General features: G+C 69.0%; 16 protein-coding genes. 3 read left to right on the top strand and 13 right to left on the bottom strand.

Features of this window, described 5'->3' with window-relative positions; translation table 11 throughout:
• From nuoL to ACFWM2_RS21895, 12 genes are read right to left on the bottom strand one after another with little or no spacing between them, the layout of a single operon-like run.
• Nucleotides 1-1,965 carry an NADH-quinone oxidoreductase subunit L gene (gene nuoL, locus ACFWM2_RS21950; RefSeq protein WP_383282334.1) on the bottom strand — a complete coding sequence of 655 codons (1,965 nt, stop codon included), beginning with the start codon at nt 1,963-1,965 and terminating at the stop codon, nt 1-3.
• A 14-nt stretch (nt 1,966-1,979) separates the two neighbouring features.
• Complete coding sequence (gene nuoK / locus ACFWM2_RS21945; RefSeq protein WP_018568277.1) at nt 1,980-2,279, bottom strand: NADH-quinone oxidoreductase subunit NuoK; 300 nt, start codon at nt 2,277-2,279, stop codon at nt 1,980-1,982.
• On the bottom strand, nt 2,276-3,088 hold the full coding sequence (locus ACFWM2_RS21940) for an NADH-quinone oxidoreductase subunit J (protein WP_383282331.1): 813 nt from the start codon (nt 3,086-3,088) through the stop codon (nt 2,276-2,278). The genes nuoK and ACFWM2_RS21940 overlap by 4 nt, the downstream gene beginning before the upstream one ends.
• A complete protein-coding gene (gene nuoI, locus ACFWM2_RS21935) occupies nt 3,085-3,735 on the bottom strand; it encodes an NADH-quinone oxidoreductase subunit NuoI (protein ID WP_383282328.1) in 651 nt (216 codons plus the stop codon). Before nuoI ends, ACFWM2_RS21940 begins: the two co-directional genes overlap by 4 nt.
• Nucleotides 3,728-5,104 carry an NADH-quinone oxidoreductase subunit NuoH gene (gene nuoH, locus ACFWM2_RS21930; RefSeq protein WP_383282325.1) on the bottom strand — a complete coding sequence of 459 codons (1,377 nt, stop codon included), beginning with the start codon at nt 5,102-5,104 and terminating at the stop codon, nt 3,728-3,730. Before nuoH ends, nuoI begins: the two co-directional genes overlap by 8 nt.
• Complete coding sequence (locus ACFWM2_RS21925) at nt 5,101-7,629, bottom strand: NADH-quinone oxidoreductase subunit G (RefSeq protein WP_383282322.1); 2,529 nt, start codon at nt 7,627-7,629, stop codon at nt 5,101-5,103. The genes nuoH and ACFWM2_RS21925 overlap by 4 nt, the downstream gene beginning before the upstream one ends.
• Nucleotides 7,626-9,005, bottom strand: a complete 1,380-nt coding sequence (nuoF, locus tag ACFWM2_RS21920) for an NADH-quinone oxidoreductase subunit NuoF (protein WP_383282319.1) — start codon at nt 9,003-9,005, stop codon at nt 7,626-7,628. The genes ACFWM2_RS21925 and nuoF overlap by 4 nt, the downstream gene beginning before the upstream one ends.
• Complete coding sequence (nuoE, locus tag ACFWM2_RS21915) at nt 9,002-9,826, bottom strand: NADH-quinone oxidoreductase subunit NuoE (RefSeq protein WP_383282909.1); 825 nt, start codon at nt 9,824-9,826, stop codon at nt 9,002-9,004. Before nuoE ends, nuoF begins: the two co-directional genes overlap by 4 nt.
• 29 nt (nt 9,827-9,855) lie before the next feature.
• Nucleotides 9,856-11,199, bottom strand: a complete 1,344-nt coding sequence (locus tag ACFWM2_RS21910; RefSeq protein ID WP_383282316.1) for an NADH-quinone oxidoreductase subunit D — start codon at nt 11,197-11,199, stop codon at nt 9,856-9,858.
• Nucleotides 11,196-11,936 carry an NADH-quinone oxidoreductase subunit C gene (locus ACFWM2_RS21905; RefSeq protein WP_383282313.1) on the bottom strand — a complete coding sequence of 247 codons (741 nt, stop codon included), beginning with the start codon at nt 11,934-11,936 and terminating at the stop codon, nt 11,196-11,198. The genes ACFWM2_RS21910 and ACFWM2_RS21905 overlap by 4 nt, the downstream gene beginning before the upstream one ends.
• The gene (locus ACFWM2_RS21900) at nt 11,933-12,487 is read right to left on the bottom strand and encodes an NADH-quinone oxidoreductase subunit B family protein (RefSeq protein WP_018528252.1); all 555 of its coding nucleotides are present in this window, start codon (nt 12,485-12,487) and stop codon (nt 11,933-11,935) included. Before ACFWM2_RS21900 ends, ACFWM2_RS21905 begins: the two co-directional genes overlap by 4 nt.
• A 13-nt stretch (nt 12,488-12,500) precedes the next feature.
• On the bottom strand, nt 12,501-12,860 hold the full coding sequence (locus ACFWM2_RS21895; RefSeq protein WP_007383963.1) for an NADH-quinone oxidoreductase subunit A: 360 nt from the start codon (nt 12,858-12,860) through the stop codon (nt 12,501-12,503).
• Between the two features lie 715 nt (nt 12,861-13,575).
• On the opposite strand from ACFWM2_RS21895, the gene ACFWM2_RS21890 reads away from it, so the two are divergent.
• Nucleotides 13,576-14,397 carry a C40 family peptidase gene (locus ACFWM2_RS21890; RefSeq protein ID WP_383282309.1) on the top strand — a complete coding sequence of 274 codons (822 nt, stop codon included), beginning with the start codon at nt 13,576-13,578 and terminating at the stop codon, nt 14,395-14,397.
• 247 nt (nt 14,398-14,644) lie between these two features.
• Entirely contained in the window at nt 14,645-15,271 is a 627-nt protein-coding gene (def, locus tag ACFWM2_RS21885; protein ID WP_383282906.1) for a peptide deformylase, read from the top strand.
• A gap of 146 nt (nt 15,272-15,417) precedes the next feature.
• Here def and ACFWM2_RS21880 read toward each other — a convergent pair whose 3' ends face one another.
• Nucleotides 15,418-16,755 (bottom strand): geranylgeranyl reductase family protein, encoded by a 1,338-nt coding sequence (locus ACFWM2_RS21880; RefSeq protein ID WP_383282306.1) that lies wholly within the window; start codon nt 16,753-16,755, stop codon nt 15,418-15,420.
• Between the two features lie 48 nt (nt 16,756-16,803).
• Here ACFWM2_RS21880 and ACFWM2_RS21875 point away from each other — a divergent pair, with 48 nt between their 5' ends.
• Nucleotides 16,804-17,313 (top strand): GNAT family N-acetyltransferase, encoded by a 510-nt coding sequence (locus ACFWM2_RS21875; protein ID WP_383282303.1) that lies wholly within the window; start codon nt 16,804-16,806, stop codon nt 17,311-17,313.
• Nucleotides 17,314-17,424: the final 111 nt, after the last annotated feature.

Below are 17,424 nucleotides of genomic sequence, written 5' to 3'. Positions count from 1 at the left end.
TCAGACCGCCCTCATCAGCAGGGTCGCGGCGATGAGGATCGCCGCACCGCCGAACATCGAGACCGCGTACGAACGCGCATAGCCGTTCTGCAGCTTGCGCAGTCGTCCGGAGAGGCCACCCATCGAAGCCGCCGTGCCGTTGACGACACCGTCGACCAGGGTGTGGTCGACGTAGACCAGAGAGCGCGTGAGGTGCTCTCCGCCGCGCACCAGCACGACGTGGTTGAAGTCGTCCTGGAGCAGGTCGCGCCGCGCGGCCCGGGTCAGCAGCGACCCGCGCGGGGCGACCACCGGCACAGGCCGGCGCCCGTACTGGGCGTACGCGATTCCGGCACCGATGACGAGGACGACCATCGTGGACAGGGTGACCGTCAGCGCGCTGACCGGCGAGTCCCCGTGGTCGTGTCCGGTGATCGGCTCCAGCCAGTGCAGGAAGCGGTCGCCGACGCTGAACAGACCACCCGCGAAGACCGATCCGAAGGCCAGCACGATCATGGGGATCGTCATGGACTTGGGCGACTCGTGCGGGTGCGGCTCGGAGTGCTCGCCCTGGTGCTCGGCCGCGGGCTCCACGCTCGGCTCGGCCGGGGACGCCGTCGGCGCGTTGCGCCAGCGCTCCTCGCCGAAGAACGTCATGAGCATCACGCGCGTCATGTAGTACGCGGTGATCGCCGCGCCCAGCAGAGCCGCGCCGCCGAGGATCCAGCCCTCGGTGCCGCCCTTCGCGAAGGCCGCCTCGATGATCTTGTCCTTGGAGAAGAAGCCGGACAGGCCCGGGAAGCCGATGATGGCGAGGTAGCCGAGGCCGAACGTCACGAAGGTGACCGGCATGTACTTGCGCAGGCCGCCGTACTTCCTCATGTCGACCTCGTCGTTCATGCCGTGCATGACGGAGCCGGCGCCGAGGAAGAGCCCGGCCTTGAAGAAGCCGTGCGTCACCAGGTGCATGATCGCGAAGACGTAGCCGATGGGGCCGAGACCCGCGGCCAGCACCATGTAGCCGATCTGCGACATCGTCGAACCGGCGAGCGCCTTCTTGATGTCGTCCTTCGCGCAACCGACGATCGCACCGAACAGGAGCGTGACCGCGCCCACGACGGTGACGGCCAGTTGCGCGTCCGGCGCGGCGTTGAAGATGGCGCCGGAGCGGACGATCAGGTACACACCCGCGGTCACCATGGTGGCGGCGTGGATGAGGGCCGAGACCGGGGTCGGGCCCTCCATCGCGTCCCCGAGCCAGGACTGCAGCGGCACCTGGGCGGACTTGCCGCAGGCGGCGAGCAGCAGCATCAGCGCGACGGCGGTGAGCTTGCCCTCGGTCGCGCCGCCGACGAGCCCCGCGTCCTCGTGCGTGCCCAGCAGCGGCCCGAAGGCGAAGGTCCCGAAGGTCGTGAACATCAGCATGATGGCGATCGAGAGGCCCATGTCACCGACGCGGTTGACCAGGAAGGCCTTCTTCGCGGCGGTGGCGGCGCTGGGCTTGTGCTGCCAGAAGCCGATGAGCAGGTACGAGGCGAGGCCGACGCCCTCCCAGCCGACGTACAGCAGGAGGTAGTTGTCCGCGAGGACCAGCAGCAGCATCGCCGCGAGGAACAGGTTCAGATAGCCGAAGAAGCGGCGGCGCCGCTCGTCGTGCTCCATGTACCCGATCGAGTACAGGTGGATCAGGGAGCCGACGCCGGTGATCAGCAGGACGAACGTCATCGACAGCTGGTCGAGCTGGAACGCGACGTCCGCCTGGAAGCCCTCCACGGGCACCCAGCTGAACAGGTGCTGGCCGATGGCCCGGTGCTCGGCGTCCTTGCCCAGCATGTCGGCGAAGAGGACCGCGCCGATCACGAAGGAGGAAGCCGCGAGGGCCGTGCCGATCCAGTGCCCGACGGCGTCCAGCCGCCGGCCGCCGCACAGCAGTACGGCCGCTCCGAGCAGAGGCGCCGCTACCAGCAGCGCGATCAGATTCTCCACGATTCAGCGACCCCTTACAGCTTCATCAGGCTGGCGTCGTCGACCGAGGCCGAGTGGCGCGAACGGAACAGCGACACGATGATCGCGAGCCCGACCACGACCTCCGCGGCGGCGACGACCATCGTGAAGAAGGCGATGATCTGGCCGTCGAGATTGCCGTGCATCCGGGAGAAGACCACGAAGGCGAGGTTGCAGGCGTTGAGCATGAGCTCGACGCACATGAACACCACGATCGCGTTCCGCCTGATCAGCACGCCGGTGGCACCGATCGTGAACAACAGGGCGGCGAGATAGAGGTAGTTGACCGGGTTCACTTCGACCCCTCCCCCGTCTTCGTGCGCTCCAGGCGCTCCTCGGCGCGCTGTTCCAGGGCCTTCAGGTCGTTCAGCGCCTCGGAGGACACGTCACGGATCTGGCCGCGGTCGCGGAGCGTCTTGTTGACGGTCAGCTCGGACGGGGTGCCGTCGGGGAGCAGACCCGCGATGTCCACCGCGTTGTGCCGGGCGTAGACACCCGGGGCCGGCAGCGGCGGCAGGTGCTTGCCCCGCACCCGCTGCTCGGACATCTCGCGCTGGGTCATGGCCCGCTCGGTGCGCTCGCGGTGGGTGAGCACCATGGCGCCGACGGCGGCCGTGATGAGCAGGGCGCCGGTGATCTCGAAGGCGAACACGTACTTCGTGAAGATGAGGGCGGCCAGGCCCTCCACGTTGCCGTTCGCGTTCGCCTGGGTCAGGCCGGCGAACTCCTTGAGGGACGCGTTCCCGATGCCCGCGAAGAGCAGGACGCCGAAGCCGAGTCCGCACACCAGGGCCAGCCAGCGCTGGCCCTTGATGGTCTCCTTCAGTGAGTCCGCCGCCGTGACACCGACGAGCATGACCACGAAGAGGAACAGCATCATGATCGCGCCGGTGTAGACGACGATCTGCACGATGCCCAGGAAGTACGCGCCGTTGGCGAGGTAGAACACCGCCAGGATGATCATGGTCCCGGCGAGACAGAGCGCGCTGTGCACGGCCTTCTTCATGAAGACGGTGCACAGGGCGCCGATCACGGCGACGGTGCCGAGGACCCAGAACTGGAAGGCCTCTCCGGTGGAGGTGGAGTAGGCGGCGAGATCCGTCATCGGCCGACCACCTTCCCGGACGCGGGCTCGTCCTCGCCGAAGGTCGAGGCGGCCTCCTGCGGGACCTCGCCCTTGGAGACGGCCACCTGACGTTCCGTACCGGGCGCCGCCTCCGTCACCAGGCCCCGGTAGTAGTCCTGCTCGTCCGTGCCCGGGAAGATCGAGTGCGGGCTGTCGACCATGCCCTCGTCGAGGCCGGCGAGCAGCTGCTCCTTGGTGTAGATCAGGTTGGCGCGGCTGCTGTCGGCGAGCTCGAACTCGTTGGTCATCGTCAGCGCGCGCGTGGGGCATGCCTCGATGCACAGGCCGCACAGGATGCAGCGGGCGTAGTTGATCTGGTAGACGCGGCCGTACCGCTCGCCCGGCGAGTAGCGCTCCTCGTCGGTGTTCTCCGCGCCCTCGACGTAGATCGCGTCGGCGGGGCAGGCCCAGGCGCACAGCTCGCAGCCGATGCACTTCTCCAGGCCGTCCGGGTGCCGGTTGAGCTGGTGCCGGCCGTGGAACCGCGGAGCCGTGGTCTTCTGCTGCTCCGGGTACTGCTCGGTCAGCCGCTTCTTGAACATGGCCTTGAAGGTCACGCCGAAGCCGGCGACGGGGTTCTGGAAGCCCGGCTTCGTCTGCCCGGTCTCCTTCGGCTCCTCAGCCATCGGACCCCTCCTTTCCGTCACGCGATCCGCCAAGTGATCCGTCACTCGCAGTATCGGACCCACCACTGACAATCAACTCCCGCTCGCGGTGCGAGCGGCGCCGTGGCACCGGCGGCAGTTCCTGTCCCGGCAGCGGCGGTACGGGGAATCCGCCCGCCATCGGGTCGAAGGCGACCGGCTCGGCGGCCGCCTCCTGTTCCTTGGCGCCGCGGTCGCGGAAGATGTCCGCGACGAACGAGAGCAACAGCAGGACCAGGACACCGCCGCCGACGTACAGGGCGATGTCGGCGAAGTCGTAGTTCTCGTTGCGCAGGGTCCGCACGGTCGCGACGAGCATCAGCCAGACCACGGAGACCGGGATCAGCACCTTCCAGCCGAGCTTCATCAGCTGGTCGTAGCGCACGCGCGGCAGCGTGCCGCGCAGCCAGATGAAGAAGAACAGCAGCAGCTGCACCTTCACCACGAACCAGAGCATCGGCCACCAGCCGTGGTTGGCGCCCTCCCAGAAGGTGCTGATGGGCCAGGGGGCCCGCCAGCCACCGAGGAAGAGCGTCGTGGAAACGGCCGAGACCGTCACCATGTTCACGTACTCGGCGAGCATGAACAGCGCGAACTTGATCGACGAGTACTCGGTGTTGAAGCCGCCGACCAGGTCGCCCTCGGACTCCGGCATGTCGAAGGGAGCGCGGTTGGTCTCGCCGATCATGGTCACGATGTAGATCAGGAACGAGACCGGCAGCAGCACGATGTACCAGCGGTCGTGCTGCTGTTCCACGATCGTCGAGGTCGACATCGACCCGGAGTAGAGGAACACCGAGGCGAACGCGGCACCCATGGCGATCTCGTACGAGATCATCTGGGCGCAGGACCGCAGACCGCCGAGGAGCGGATACGTGGATCCGGAACTCCAGCCCGCCAGCACGATGCCGTAGATGCCCACCGAGGCGACCGCGAGGATGTAGAGCATCGCGATCGGCAGGTCAGTGAGCTGCATCGTGGTGCGGTGGCCGAAGATCGACACCTCGTTGCCGGCCGGCCCGAAGGGGATCACCGCGATCGCCATGAAGGCCGGGATGGCCGCGATGATCGGCGCGAGGACGTAGACCACCTTGTCCGCGCGCTTGACGATGAGGTCTTCCTTGAGCATCAGCTTGATGCCGTCGGCGAGCGACTGGAGCATGCCCCAGGGGCCGTGCCGGTTGGGGCCGATGCGCAGCTGCATCCAGGCGACGACCTTGCGCTCCCACACGATGGAGAAGAGCACGGTCACCATCAGGAAGGCGAAGCAGAAGACCGCCTTGACGACGACCAGCCACCAGGGGTCCTGGCCGAACAGGGAGAGGTCTTCAGCGGCGAGGTACGGAGTCATGCCTCCACCTCCTTGGGGGCCTCGGCGGCGAGGGTCGCCGGGCCGATGCGGACGAGTGCGCCGGGCAGCGCCCCGGTGTCGGAGGCGACGCCCCCTCCGGTGGAGTTCAGCGGGAGCCAGACCACGCGGTCCGGCATCTCGGTGATCTGCAGCGGGAGTTCGACCGATCCGGAGGGTCCGGTGACCGCGAGGAGGTCGCCCTCCTTGATGCCCGCCTCGGCGGCGGTGGCGGGCGACACACGCGCGCGTGCCGCGTGCCGTGTCCCGGCGAGCGCCTCGTCGCCCTCCTGGAGCCGGCCCCGGTCGAGCAGCAGCCGGTGGCCCGCGAGCACGGCCTCCCCGGCGGCGGGGCGCGGCAGCAGGGCGGCCGTTTCCAGCAGTTCGGTGGCCCGGGACCCGTCCCAGCCGCCGAGCCGGTCCAGCTCGATGCGCGCGGTGCGCAGATCGGGCAGACCGAGGTGGATGTCCATGGCGTCCGCGAGCATCTGCAGGACACGCGCATCGCTGGTCGCCAGGCGCCGGGTCATCTGGTCGGGCTTGAGCGCGGCCTCGAAGAGACGTGCCCGGCCCTCCCAGTTGAGGAAGGTGCCCGCCTTCTCGGCGACCGCGGCCACCGGGAGGACGACGTCCGCGTGGTCGGTGACCTCGCTGGGACGCAGTTCGAGCGAGACCAGGAAGCCGACTTCGGCCAGGGCGGCACGCGCGCGTGCCGGGTTCGGCAGGTCGGCGACCTCGACGCCGGCCACCAGCAGGGCGCCCAGCTCACCACTGGCGGCGGCCTCGACGATCTGGCCGGTGTCGCGGCCGTAGCGGTGCGGGAGTTCGGCCACGCCCCAGGCGGTCGCGACCTCGTCCCGCGCGCGCGGGTCGGTGGCCGGCCGGCCACCGGGCAGCAGCGTGGGCAGCGCGCCCGCCTCGATCGCGCCGCGCTCTCCGGCCCGCCGCGGGATCCACACCAGTTGGGCGCCGGTGGCGGACGAGGCCCGTACGGCGGCGGTGAGACCGCCCTCGACGGCGGCGAGCCGCTCACCGACGACGATTACCGCGCCCTCGAGGCGCAGCGCCTCGGAGGCCCTGGCACCGTCGCCCTCGAGACCGACGCCGCTCGCGAGGGCGTCCAGCCACTCGGTCTCGGTGCCGGGTGCGGCCGGCAGCAGCGTGCCGCCCGCCTTCTCCAGGCCCCGCGTCGCGTGCGTGGCGAGCGAGAACGTCTGCTGTCCGTGTCCCCGCGAGGCCTTGCGCAGCCGCAGGAAGACGCCGGGCGCCTCCTCCTCGGACTCGAACCCGGCGAGCAGAACGGCGGGCGCCTTCTCCAGGGAGGTGTACGTGACGCCCGTACCGTCGAGGTCGCGACCCCGTCCGGCGACCCGGGCGGCCAGGAAGTCTGCTTCCTCGCCGCTGTGCACGCGCGCGCGGAAGTCGATGTCGTTCGTGCCGAGGGCCACGCGCGCGAACTTGCTGTACGCGTAGGCGTCTTCGACGGTGAGCCGGCCACCGGTCAGCACACCGGCACGGCCCCGCGCGGCCAGCAGCCCCTTGGCCGCCGCCTCCAGAGCCTCCGGCCAGGAAGCGGGCTCCAGTTCACCGGACGCGCCCCGCACCAGCGGGGTCTCGATGCGGTCCCGCTGCTGCGCGTACCGGAAGGCGAACCGGCCCTTGTCGCAGATCCACTCCTCGTTGACCTCGGGCTCGTTGGCCGCGAGGCGCCGCATGACCTTGCCGCGCCGGTGGTCGGTGCGGGTCGCGCAGCCGCCGGAGCAGTGCTCGCACACCGAGGGCGACGAGATGAGGTCGAAGGGGCGCGAACGGAAGCGGTACGCCGCCGAGGTCAGCGCGCCCACCGGGCAGATCTGGATCGTGTTGCCGGAGAAGTACGACTCGAACGGGTCGCCCTCACCGGTGCCGACCTGCTGGAGCGCGCCCCGCTCGATCAGCTCGATCATCGGGTCGCCCGCGATCTGGTTGGAGAAGCGGGTGCAGCGGGCGCACAGCACGCACCGCTCGCGGTCGAGCAGCACCTGGGTGGAGATCGGGACCGGCTTCTCGTAGGTCCGCTTCTTGCCCTCGAAGCGGGACTCGGCGTTGCCGTGCGACATCGCCTGGTTCTGCAGCGGGCACTCGCCGCCCTTGTCGCAGACCGGGCAGTCCAGCGGGTGGTTGATGAGCAGCAGCTCCATCACACCGTGCTGGGCCTTCTCGGCGACCTGCGAGGTGAGCTGGGTCCTTACGACCATTCCGTCCGTACACGTGATCGTGCAGGACGCCATCGGCTTGCGCTGGCCCTCGACCTCGACGATGCACTGACGGCAGGCGCCGACCGGGTCGAGGAGCGGGTGGTCGCAGAAGCGCGGGATCTCGATGCCGAGCTGCTCGGCGGCCCGGATGACCAGGGTGCCCTTGGGCACGCTGAGCTCGGCGCCGTCGATCGTCAGCGAGACGAGGTCCTCCGGCGGGATCGCCGGCTCCCCGCCTCCGGAGGGACGCCGGCCCGCGGCGGAGCCGCTGTCTGCCTGCTGAACCGTCATGCGTTCACCTCCGTGTGCTTGTCCGCCCAGGCGGTCGACTTGGCCGGGTCGAAGGGGCAGCCGCGGCCCGTGATGTGCTCCTCGTACTCCTCGCGGAAGTACTTGAGCGAGGAGAAGATCGGCGAGGCGGCGCCGTCGCCGAGGGCGCAGAACGACTTGCCGTTGATGTTGTCGGCGATGTCGTTCAGCTTGTCGAGGTCGGACATGACGCCCTTGCCCGCCTCGATGTCGCGCAGCAACTGCACGAGCCAGTACGTCCCTTCGCGGCAGGGTGTGCACTTGCCGCAGGACTCATGGGCGTAGAACTCGGTCCAGCGCGTGACCGCCCGCACGACGCAGGTCGTCTCGTCGAAGCACTGGAGTGCCTTGGTGCCGAGCATGGAGCCCGCCGCGCCGACTCCCTCGTAGTCCAGCGGCACGTCGAGGTGCTCGTCGGTGAACATGGGGGTCGAGGAGCCGCCCGGCGTCCAGAACTTCAGCCGGTGTCCGGGCCTGATCCCGCCGCTCATGTCGAGGAGTTGGCGCAGCGTGATGCCGAGCGGTGCCTCGTACTGGCCGGGACCGGCGACATGGCCGCTGAGCGAGTAGAGCGTGAAGCCCGGGGACTTCTCGCTGCCCATCGACCTGAACCATTCCTTGCCTTTGTGGAGAATTGCGGGAACTGACGCGATCGACTCGACGTTATTCACAACAGTCGGGCACGCATAGAGGCCCGCGACCGCCGGGAAAGGGGGACGAAGCCGCGGCTGGCCACGGCGGCCTTCGAGCGAGTCGAGCAGCGCGGTCTCCTCGCCACAGATGTACGCGCCCGCACCCGCGTGCACGGTGAGTTCGAGATCGAGTCCGCTGCCCAGAATGTTCTCGCCCAGGTAGCCCGCCGCATAGGCCTCGCGTACGGCCTCGTGCAACCGCCGCAGCACGGGGACGACTTCACCGCGCAAATAGATGAAGGCATGCGAGGACCGGATCGCATAACAGGCGATGACAATGCCCTCGATGAGGCTGTGCGGGTTCGCGAAGAGGAGCGGGATGTCCTTGCAGGTCCCCGGCTCCGATTCGTCGGCGTTGACAACAAGATAGTGAGGCTTGCCGTCACCCTGCGGAATGAACTGCCATTTCATTCCGGTGGGGAATCCCGCACCGCCGCGGCCGCGCAGCCCGGAGTCCTTGACGTACGCGATGAGGTCGTCCGGCGACATGGCGAGCGCCTTGCGCAGGCCCTCGTATCCGTCGTGCCTTCGGTAGGTGTCCAGCGTCCAGGACTTCTCCTCGTCCCAGAAGGCCGACAGCACCGGTGCGAGCAGCTTCTCGGGGCTGGTCTCTCCGCCGGCCTCCGGCTGGGAGGTGCCCCTATATTCAGTGGACAAGGTCATCACTCCCCCTCCTCGGCTACCGGACCCGCCGGGTGGGACGGGTCGGATGCCGACGTGTCCTGCGGCGCGTCGTGCGAGCTGAGGTGCTCGCTCGGCGACGGCTCGTGTGTCTGCGGGTCCCGGTCGCTGCCGGAGCCGCGCGGGTGGACCACGCGCGCGGGGGAGGTCTCCCCCTTGGCCAGCCGGAGGCCGATCAGGGAGGCGGGGCCCGCGCCGCCGCTCGCCTCCACGGCACCGGCGCGCTCGTCCGGGAAGCCGGCCAGGATCCGGGCGGTGTCCTTGAACGTGCACAAGGGGGCGCCCCGGGTGGGGTCGACCTGTGCTCCCGCGCGCAGGTCGTCGACGAGGCGCTTCGCGGAGGCCACGGTCTGGTTGTCGAAGAACTCCCAGTTGACCATCACGACCGGCGCGAAGTCGCAGGCCGCGTTGCACTCGATGTGCTCCAGGGTGACCTTGCCGTCGCCGGTGGTCTCGCCGTTGCCGACGCCCAGGTGGTCCTGGAGGGCCTCGAAGATCGCGTCGCCGCCCATCACCGCGCACAGCGTGTTGGTGCAGACGCCGACCTGGTAGTCACCGGAGGGCTTGCGCCGGTACATGGAGTAGAAGGTCGCCACCGCGGTGACCTCGGCCGTCGTCAGGCCGAGCACCTCCGCACAGAACCGCTGCCCCGTGCGCGTGACATGGCCCTCCTCCGACTGCACGAGGTGCAGCAGCGGAAGGAGCGCGGAGCGGGAGTCCGGGTAGCGGGCGATGATCTCGCGCGCGTCGGTCTCCAGCCGGGCTCGGACGTCGTCCGGGTAGTCGGGCGCGGGCAGTTGGGGCATGCCCAGGCTGACACCCTCGGGAGTGGTGGTCACCGGTCGACGCCTCCCATCACGGGGTCGATGGACGCGACGGCGACGATGACGTCGGCCACCTGGCCGCCCTCGCACATCGCCGCCATGGCCTGCAGGTTGGTGAAGGACGGGTCCCGGAAATGGACCCGGTAGGGGCGGGTGCCTCCGTCGGAGACGGCGTGCACCCCGAGCTCGCCCTTGGGCGACTCGACCGCGCTGTAGGTCTGTCCCGGCGGGACGCGGAAGCCCTCGGTCACCAGCTTGAAGTGGTGGATCAGGGCCTCCATGGAGGTGCCCATGATCTTCTTGATGTGGTCGAGGGAGTTGCCGAGTCCGTCGGGGCCGAGCGCGAGCTGGGCGGGCCAGGCGATCTTCTTGTCGGCGACCATGACCGGCCCCGGCTGCAGCCGGTCCAGGCACTGCTCGACGATCCGCAGCGACTGGCGCATCTCCTCGAGACGGATCAGGAAGCGCCCGTAGGAGTCGCAGGTGTCGGCGGTCGGGATATCGAAGTCGTACGTCTCGTAGCCGCAGTACGGCTGGGACTTGCGCAGGTCGTGCGGCAGGCCGGCCGAGCGCAGTACCGGGCCGGTGGCGCCGAGGGCCATGCAGCCGGCCAGGTCGAGATAGCCGACGTCCTGCATACGGGCCTTGAAGATGGGGTTCCCGGTGGCGAGCTTGTCGTACTCGGGAAGGTTCTTCTTCATCTTCTTCACGAACTCGCGGATCTGGTCCACCGCACCGGGCGGCAGGTCCTGGGCGAGTCCGCCGGGCCGGATGTACGCGTGGTTCATCCGCAGGCCGGTGATCAGCTCGTAGATGTCGAGAATGAGTTCACGATCACGGAAGCCGTAGATCATGATCGTGGTGGCGCCGAGTTCCATGCCGCCGGTGGCGATGCACACCAGGTGCGAGGAGAGCCGGTTCAGCTCCATCAGGAGCACCCGGATGATCGAGGCGCGGTCGGGGATCTGGTCCGTGATGCCGAGGAGTTTCTCGACGGCGAGACAGTAGGCCGTCTCGTTGAAGAACGGCGTCAGGTAGTCCATGCGCGTCACGAACGTGGTGCCCTGCGTCCACGTGCGGTACTCGAGGTTCTTCTCGATGCCGGTGTGCAGATAGCCGATGCCGCAGCGGGCCTCGGTGACGGTCTCGCCGTCGATCTCCAGGATGAGCCGGAGCACCCCGTGGGTGGACGGGTGCTGCGGGCCCATGTTGACGATGATGCGCTCGTCGTCGGACTTGGCCGCCGACTGGGCGACCTCGTCCCAGTCGCCGCCGGTGACCGTGTAGACGGTCCCCTCGGTGGTCTCACGGGCCGAGGCGGCGGATGCGTCCGGGGAAGGGGTCTGCGTGCTCACGAGTACGACCTCCGCTGGTCCGGAGCCGGGATCTGGGCGCCCTTGTACTCGACGGGGATGCCGCCGAGGGGGTAGTCCTTGCGCTGCGGGAAGCCCTGCCAGTCGTCCGGCATCATGATCCGTGTCAGCGCCGGGTGACCGTCGAAGATCAGCCCGAAGAAGTCGTACGTCTCGCGCTCGTGCCAGTCGTTCGTCGGATAGACGGAGACCAGCGACGGGACGTGCGGGTCGGAGTCCGGGGCGCTGACTTCGAGGCGGATCAGCCGGTTGTGGGTGATCGAGCGCAGGTGGTAGACGGCGTGCAGCTCGCGGCCCTTGTCGTCCAGGTAGTGCACTCCCGAGACACCGGTGCACAGCTCGAAGCGGAGGGCCGGGTCGTCGCGCAGCGTCTGTGCGACCGCGAGCAGGTACGCGCGTTCGACGTGGAAGGTGATCTCGTCGCGGTCGACGATCGTCTTCTCGATGACGTTGTCGGGGACGAGTCCCTGCTCCTCCAGGGCGCCTTCCAGCTCGTCGGCGACCTCGTCGAACCAGCCGCCGTAGGGGCGGGAGGCCGCTCCCGGCAGCCGGATCGAGCGGACCAGACCGCCGTAGCCGGAGGTGTCGCCGCCGTTGTTGGCGCCGAACATGCCGCGCTGGACCCGGATCTCCTCGCCCTGGTCGCCCCGCTGACCAGGGAGGTTGGAGGCCCCGAGGTCCTTCTCGGGGTTGACCCCGTTGCCGTTCGCGTCGCTCACCGCAGCAGGCCCTTCATCTCGATGGTGGGAAGCGCCTTGAGCGCCGCTTCCTCCGCCTCGCGGGCCGCCTCCTCGGCGTTCACGCCGAGCTTGGAGGACTGGATCTTCTGGTGGAGCTTGAGAATCGCGTCCATCAGCATCTCGGGCCGCGGCGGACAGCCGGGCAGGTAGATGTCGACCGGGACGATGTGGTCGACGCCCTGGACAATTGCGTAGTTGTTGAACATTCCGCCCGATGAGGCACAAACCCCCATGGAGATCACCCACTTGGGGTTGGGCATCTGGTCATAGACCTGCCGCAGCACCGGCGCCATCTTCTGGCTGACCCGGCCGGCGACGATCATCAGGTCCGCCTGCCGGGGTGATCCGCGGAAGACCTCCATACCGAAGCGCGCCAGGTCGTAGCGGCCCGCGCCGGTCGTCATCATCTCGATGGCGCAGCAGGCGAGCCCGAACGTGGCGGGGAAGACGGATGACTTGCGCACCCATCCCGCGGCCTGCTCGACGGTGGTCAGCAGGAATCCGCTCGGCAGCTTTTCTTCGAGTCCCATGTCCTAAGGCCCCTCAGTCCCATTCCAAGCCGCCGCGCCGCCATACGTACGCGTACGCGACGAAGACGGTGAGCACGAAGAGCAGCATCTCCACGAGCCCGAAAACACCCAGGGCGTCGAACGTGACGGCCCAGGGGTAGAGGAAGACGATCTCGATGTCGAAGACGATGAAGAGCATCGCCGTCAGGTAGTACTTGATGGGGAATCGCCCGCCGCCGGCCGGCGTGGGGGTCGGCTCGATACCGCACTCGTAGGCCTCGAGCTTGGCCCGGTTGTACCGCTTTGGACCGATAAGCGTGGCCATGACCACGGAGAAGATCGCAAAGCCTGCCCCGAGGGCTCCCAGTACGAGGATCGGCGCATACGCGTTCACGCTCCTCGCTCCTCTCAGTCGGCGCTGACTGCTGGCGGTTGCATTGGGCGAGCCCACCCGCCCCACACGCCCCACGAACCCCGTGCGTCCCCAACGAAGATCGCGCTCATGTGAAGCAGGTCACAAGCCCAACTGCCCCGCATCCTATGCCTGCCGGTCTGTGATCTGCGACACGGGGGTCAGGAACGACTTTGTGATCTCCACCACCAGGCGAACGATCATGAAGTCGGATGAGCAGTGATCTTCATACGCGAAGCAGCCGAGCGATCACCAAGGGGTGACATTTTCCTACGTCGTCGCTGGTCGGGGCGGTGCCGCATTATCAAGCGGCGCCGATCGCAGGCAAATTGGCGCTGGACCAGATCCCTTGATAGTGGAGCCCGTTCACACGTCGGAGGGAGCGAAGCGGACGGAAGTGGACGCGTGCACGCGTTCACGAGCGGAAGCGGCCGCGGCTTCCGCGCGGGACGCGCCTGCCGCGGTGACCGTTCCGTGACCTGCACCACATCCACGTGTGCACCGAATCAACCGGGCTTGGCCACCTGGTTCAACCAGTGGTAAGCGCGGGGCAATTCGGGCGTATTACGGAAAGCCCATGATCAAAGGCGTGATCATCTCTGTCCGCAATGCCCGTTACGGCGTCAATAAGGGGCGCCGCGCCCGAGATTCGGCCGCCGATTGAACAACTGTGGCGCACCACACGTTTCTTGAAGGTATGGAGGAGCCCCTGGTACCGGTTGTACCCATGTCCCACACCGCTCACATACGCAGCCACCGGAAGCCCCGCCGCAACGCGTCGAGTCTCGCGATGCGCGCCGGAGTTGCCGGTGGCGTTCTCAGCACCCTGGCAGTGGCCGGTGCGTCGGGTTCGGCATACGCCGCCGACCCCGTGACGCAGACGGTCGAACTGCCCGCGCTGACGGCCGACCTGTCCACCCAGGTCGCGCAGTCGGCGGACGCCACGCAGCAGGCCGCGGCCAACTACGAGCTGCAGGCGGAGCGCGACGCAGCCACGGCAAAGGCCGCAAAGCAGGCCAAGGCCGACCTGGCCGAGGCCAAGAAGAAGGCGGAGGCCAAGAAGAAGGCCGAGGCCGCCCGCAAGGCCGCCGCCGCCCAGGCAGCCTCGCGGTCGTCCCAGCGCACCACCCTCTCGGCGTCCACGGACGTCTCCGTGCCGGCCAGCGGCTCTGTCGCGACCGTCATCGCGTTCCTCAAGTCGCAGGTCGGCGACGCCTACGTCATGGGCGGCACCGGTCCCAACGCCTGGGACTGCTCCGGGCTCGTGCAGGCCGCGTACAAGCAGGTCGGCGTCGACCTGCCGCGCGTCTCGCAGAGCCAGTCGACGGCCGGTACGCCGGTCTCGCTCTCCAGCGTCCAGGTCGGGGACATCCTGTACTGGGGTTCGGCGGGTTCCGCGTACCACGTGGGCGTCTACATCGGTAACGGCCAGTACCTGGACGCCGCCAACCCCTCCAAGGGTGTGGTGATTCAGGACCTTTCGGGCTACCCGGCCACCGGTGCGGTGCGGGTGCTCTAGGGCCTGTCCTGCGCACGGCAGTTTCTGTCGAGGGCCGTCTCCCTGTCCGGGAGGTGGCCCTCGCGCGTACCCGGGCCGCCCCCGGGCGACCCTCGCCCGCACCCTCAGAGGTGCCTCAGCGGGCCCACAGGGGCCCCTCAGGTCCCTCTCGGAGGCATCGCGGGCCGGGATCCCCGGCGGCCGAAAGCCGGGTTCCGGTTGGATGGACGAGGACCAGATCCTCACACCGACCGAGGAAGTGACCGATATGCCCCGTGTGTTCGTCCAGGGAAAGCCCGTCACGACATACCCCGCCCGCACGCCGGAAGCCGCTCGCGGAACCGTGCGGCGCATCACCGAAGTCGGCGAGGGGGTGCTGCACCGGCCCTGCCGGGACGTGACCGAGTTCGGACCCGATCTCGCCGCACTCATCGACGACATGTTCCTGACGATGTACGTCGCCGAGGGTGCGGGCCTCGCCGCGAACCAGGTCGGCGTCGACCTGCGGCTCTTCGTCTTCGACTGTCCCGACGACGGCGGTGTCCGGCATGTCGGACACATCGTCAATCCGGTGCTGGAGCAACTCGCTCCGGCCGGACGGCGGCTGCTCGACGACGGCGAGGGCTGCCTCTCCGTGCCGGGTGCCGTGATGGCCGTACCCCGCCCCGACCGCGCCGTCGTGCGCGGCGTCGACCGGGACGGGAACGCCCTGGTCATCGAGGGAACGGGATATTTCGCGCGCTGCCTCGAGCACGAGACCGACCACGTCAACGGCCGCGTCTACCTGGACCGGCTCTCCCGGCGGGACCGGCGGGACGCGCTGCGGCAGATGACGGATCTCCGCGAGCAGGTCTTCGCCCGCCGCGCCGCCAGGGAGGCGGAGCTCAGCCGGTAACGGAACGAGGCTCGGCCGGTAGCGGGGCGGGGCGGACCCGTGAAGAGGCGGGCCCGGCCCGCGCCGGCCGAGACCGGTGGAGACCGGTGGAGACCGGTGGAGACCGGTGGAGACCGGTGGACCGGGTTGCCGGCAGGGCCCCGGCGTTATGCCTTCGGAGCCACCTTCGACAGGCCGTTGATGATCCGGTCCATCGCGTCGCCGCCCGTCGGGTCCGTGAGGTTGGCGAGCATCTTGAGCGTGAACTTCATGAGCATCGGGTGGGTGAGCCCGCGCTGAGCCGCGATCTTCATGACCTTCGGGTTGCCGATGAGCTTCACGAAGGCACGGCCGAGCGTGTAGTAGCCGCCGTAGGTGTCCTTGAGGACGCGCGGGTAGCGCTGGAGGGCGAGTTCGCGCTGGCCGGGGGTCGCCCGCGCGTGGGCCTGGACGATGACGTCCGCGGCGATCTGGCCGGACTCCATGGCGTAGGCGATGCCCTCGCCGTTGAAGGGGTTGACCAGGCCGCCGGCGTCACCGACCAGCAGCAGCCCCTTGGTGTAGTGGGGCTGGCGGTTGAAGGCCATGGGGAGGGCGGCGCCGCGGATCGGGCCCGTCATGTTCTCCGGGGTGTATCCCCAGTCCTCCGGCATCGAGGCGCACCACGCCTTCAGCACCTCCCGCCAGTCCAGCTCCTTGAAGGAGTCGGTGGTGTTGAGGACGCCGAGGCCGACGTTCGACGTGCCGTCGCCCATGCCGAAGATCCAGCCGTAGCCCGGCAGCAGGCGGTCCTCGCCGGGGCCGCGCCGGTCCCACAGTTCCAGCCAGGACTCCAGGTAGTCGTCCTCGTGGCGCGGGCTGGTGAAGTACGTACGCACCGCGACGCCCATCGGGCGGTCCTCACGGCGGTGCAGGCCCATTGCGAGGGAGAGCCGGGTCGAGTTGCCGTCGGCCGCGACGACCAGCGGGGCGTGGAAGGTGACCTCGCGCTTCTCCTCACCGAGCTTGGCGTGCACACCCGTGATGCGGCCGGTGCGGTCGTCGGTGATCGGGGCGCCGACGTTGCAGCGCTCGTACAGCCGCGCGCCCGCCTTCTGTGCCTGCCGGGCCAGTTGCTCGTCGAAGTCGTCCCGCTTGCGGACGAGTCCGTAGTCGGGGAAAGAGGCGAGATCCGGCCAGTCCAGCTGGAGCCGGACGCCGCCGCCGATGATCCGGAGGCCCTTGTTCCGGAGCCAGCCGGCCTCCTCCGAGATGTCGATGCCCATCGAGACGAGCTGCTTGGTGGCGCGCGGGGTCAGTCCGTCACCGCAGACCTTCTCCCGCGGGAACGCGGTCTTCTCGAGCAGCAGGACATCCAGTCCGGCCTTCGCCAGGTAGTACGCGGTGGTGGAACCGGCTGGCCCGGCCCCGACGACGATGACATCGGCGGTGTTTTCGGAGAGGGGCTCGGTCACGGCGGGTTCTCCCCAAGGTTCGAAAAATACGTGCTGACGGGCACTGGACATGGGCAGTCTATGCAGCGGTACAGATCACCCGGCTGAAGGGCTGCCCCCGTGAACCGAGCTCTCCCCGCAGTACAGCTGCGCGTCCCCACCGACGAGGACGCCTTCGCCTGGCACCGGATCTTCGCGGACCCGGAAGTGATGGAGTTCCACGGGGGCAAGGCGGCCGAACTCTCGGTCTACGAGGAGCTGACCGCGCGGCAGCGCCGGCACGACGCGGAGCACGGCTTCTGCTTCTGGACGATGGTCGGTGCGGCCGGCGAGGTGCTCGGCTTCACCGGCGCGCAGCCGTGGCCGCACGAGTGGGGCCCGCAGGGCGAGATCGAGATCGGCTGGCGGCTCGGCCGGGAGTACTGGGGCCGGGGGTACGTGACCGCGGCCGCGCACATCACCATCGACCGGGTGCGCGCGGCGGGCGTATCCAGCGTGGTCGCCATGGTCAACGCGCGCAACGAGCGTTCCATCGCGGTGGCGAGGCGCCTCGGCATGGAGCTCGCCGAGCGGTTCACCACCCCGGCGTCTCAGCAGGAGGGCCACCGCTACCGGCTGGTTCTCGGCTGACGTTCGGCCGACTCTCGGCTGACCGAAACGGCGCCCGCGCCGGCCGGTCGCAGGCCCCGCACGGCTTCCGGAAGGACCCCGGCGGGGCTTACCCTGCCGGTACCGCTGGGG

The sequence above is a fragment of the Streptomyces sp. NPDC058371 genome, assembly GCF_042723265.1.
Lineage (GTDB): Bacteria > Actinomycetota > Actinomycetes > Streptomycetales > Streptomycetaceae > Streptomyces.
The sequence above is the reverse complement of the archived record's forward strand: the minus strand, read 5'-3'. Positions and strand labels throughout refer to the sequence as shown.

Excerpts from the sequence above, each read along its gene's own strand:
- nuoH (WP_383282325.1), bottom strand. The coding sequence starts at position 5,104 with ATGACTCCGTACCTCGCCGCTGAAGACCTCTCCCTGTTCGGCCAGGAC.
- ACFWM2_RS21940 (WP_383282331.1), bottom strand. The coding sequence starts at position 3,088 with ATGACGGATCTCGCCGCCTACTCCACCTCCACCGGAGAGGCCTTCCAG.
- nuoE (WP_383282909.1), bottom strand. The coding sequence starts at position 9,826 with ATGCCCCAACTGCCCGCGCCCGACTACCCGGACGACGTCCGAGCCCGG.
- ACFWM2_RS21880 (WP_383282306.1), bottom strand. The coding sequence starts at position 16,755 with ATGTCCAGTGCCCGTCAGCACGTATTTTTCGAACCTTGGGGAGAACCC.
- ACFWM2_RS21925 (WP_383282322.1), bottom strand. The coding sequence starts at position 7,629 with ATGACGGTTCAGCAGGCAGACAGCGGCTCCGCCGCGGGCCGGCGTCCC.
- ACFWM2_RS21900 (WP_018528252.1), bottom strand. The coding sequence starts at position 12,487 with ATGGGACTCGAAGAAAAGCTGCCGAGCGGATTCCTGCTGACCACCGTC.
- def (WP_383282906.1), top strand. The coding sequence starts at position 14,645 with ATGCCCCGTGTGTTCGTCCAGGGAAAGCCCGTCACGACATACCCCGCC.
- nuoI (WP_383282328.1), bottom strand. The coding sequence starts at position 3,735 with ATGGCTGAGGAGCCGAAGGAGACCGGGCAGACGAAGCCGGGCTTCCAG.
- ACFWM2_RS21890 (WP_383282309.1), top strand. The coding sequence starts at position 13,576 with ATGGAGGAGCCCCTGGTACCGGTTGTACCCATGTCCCACACCGCTCAC.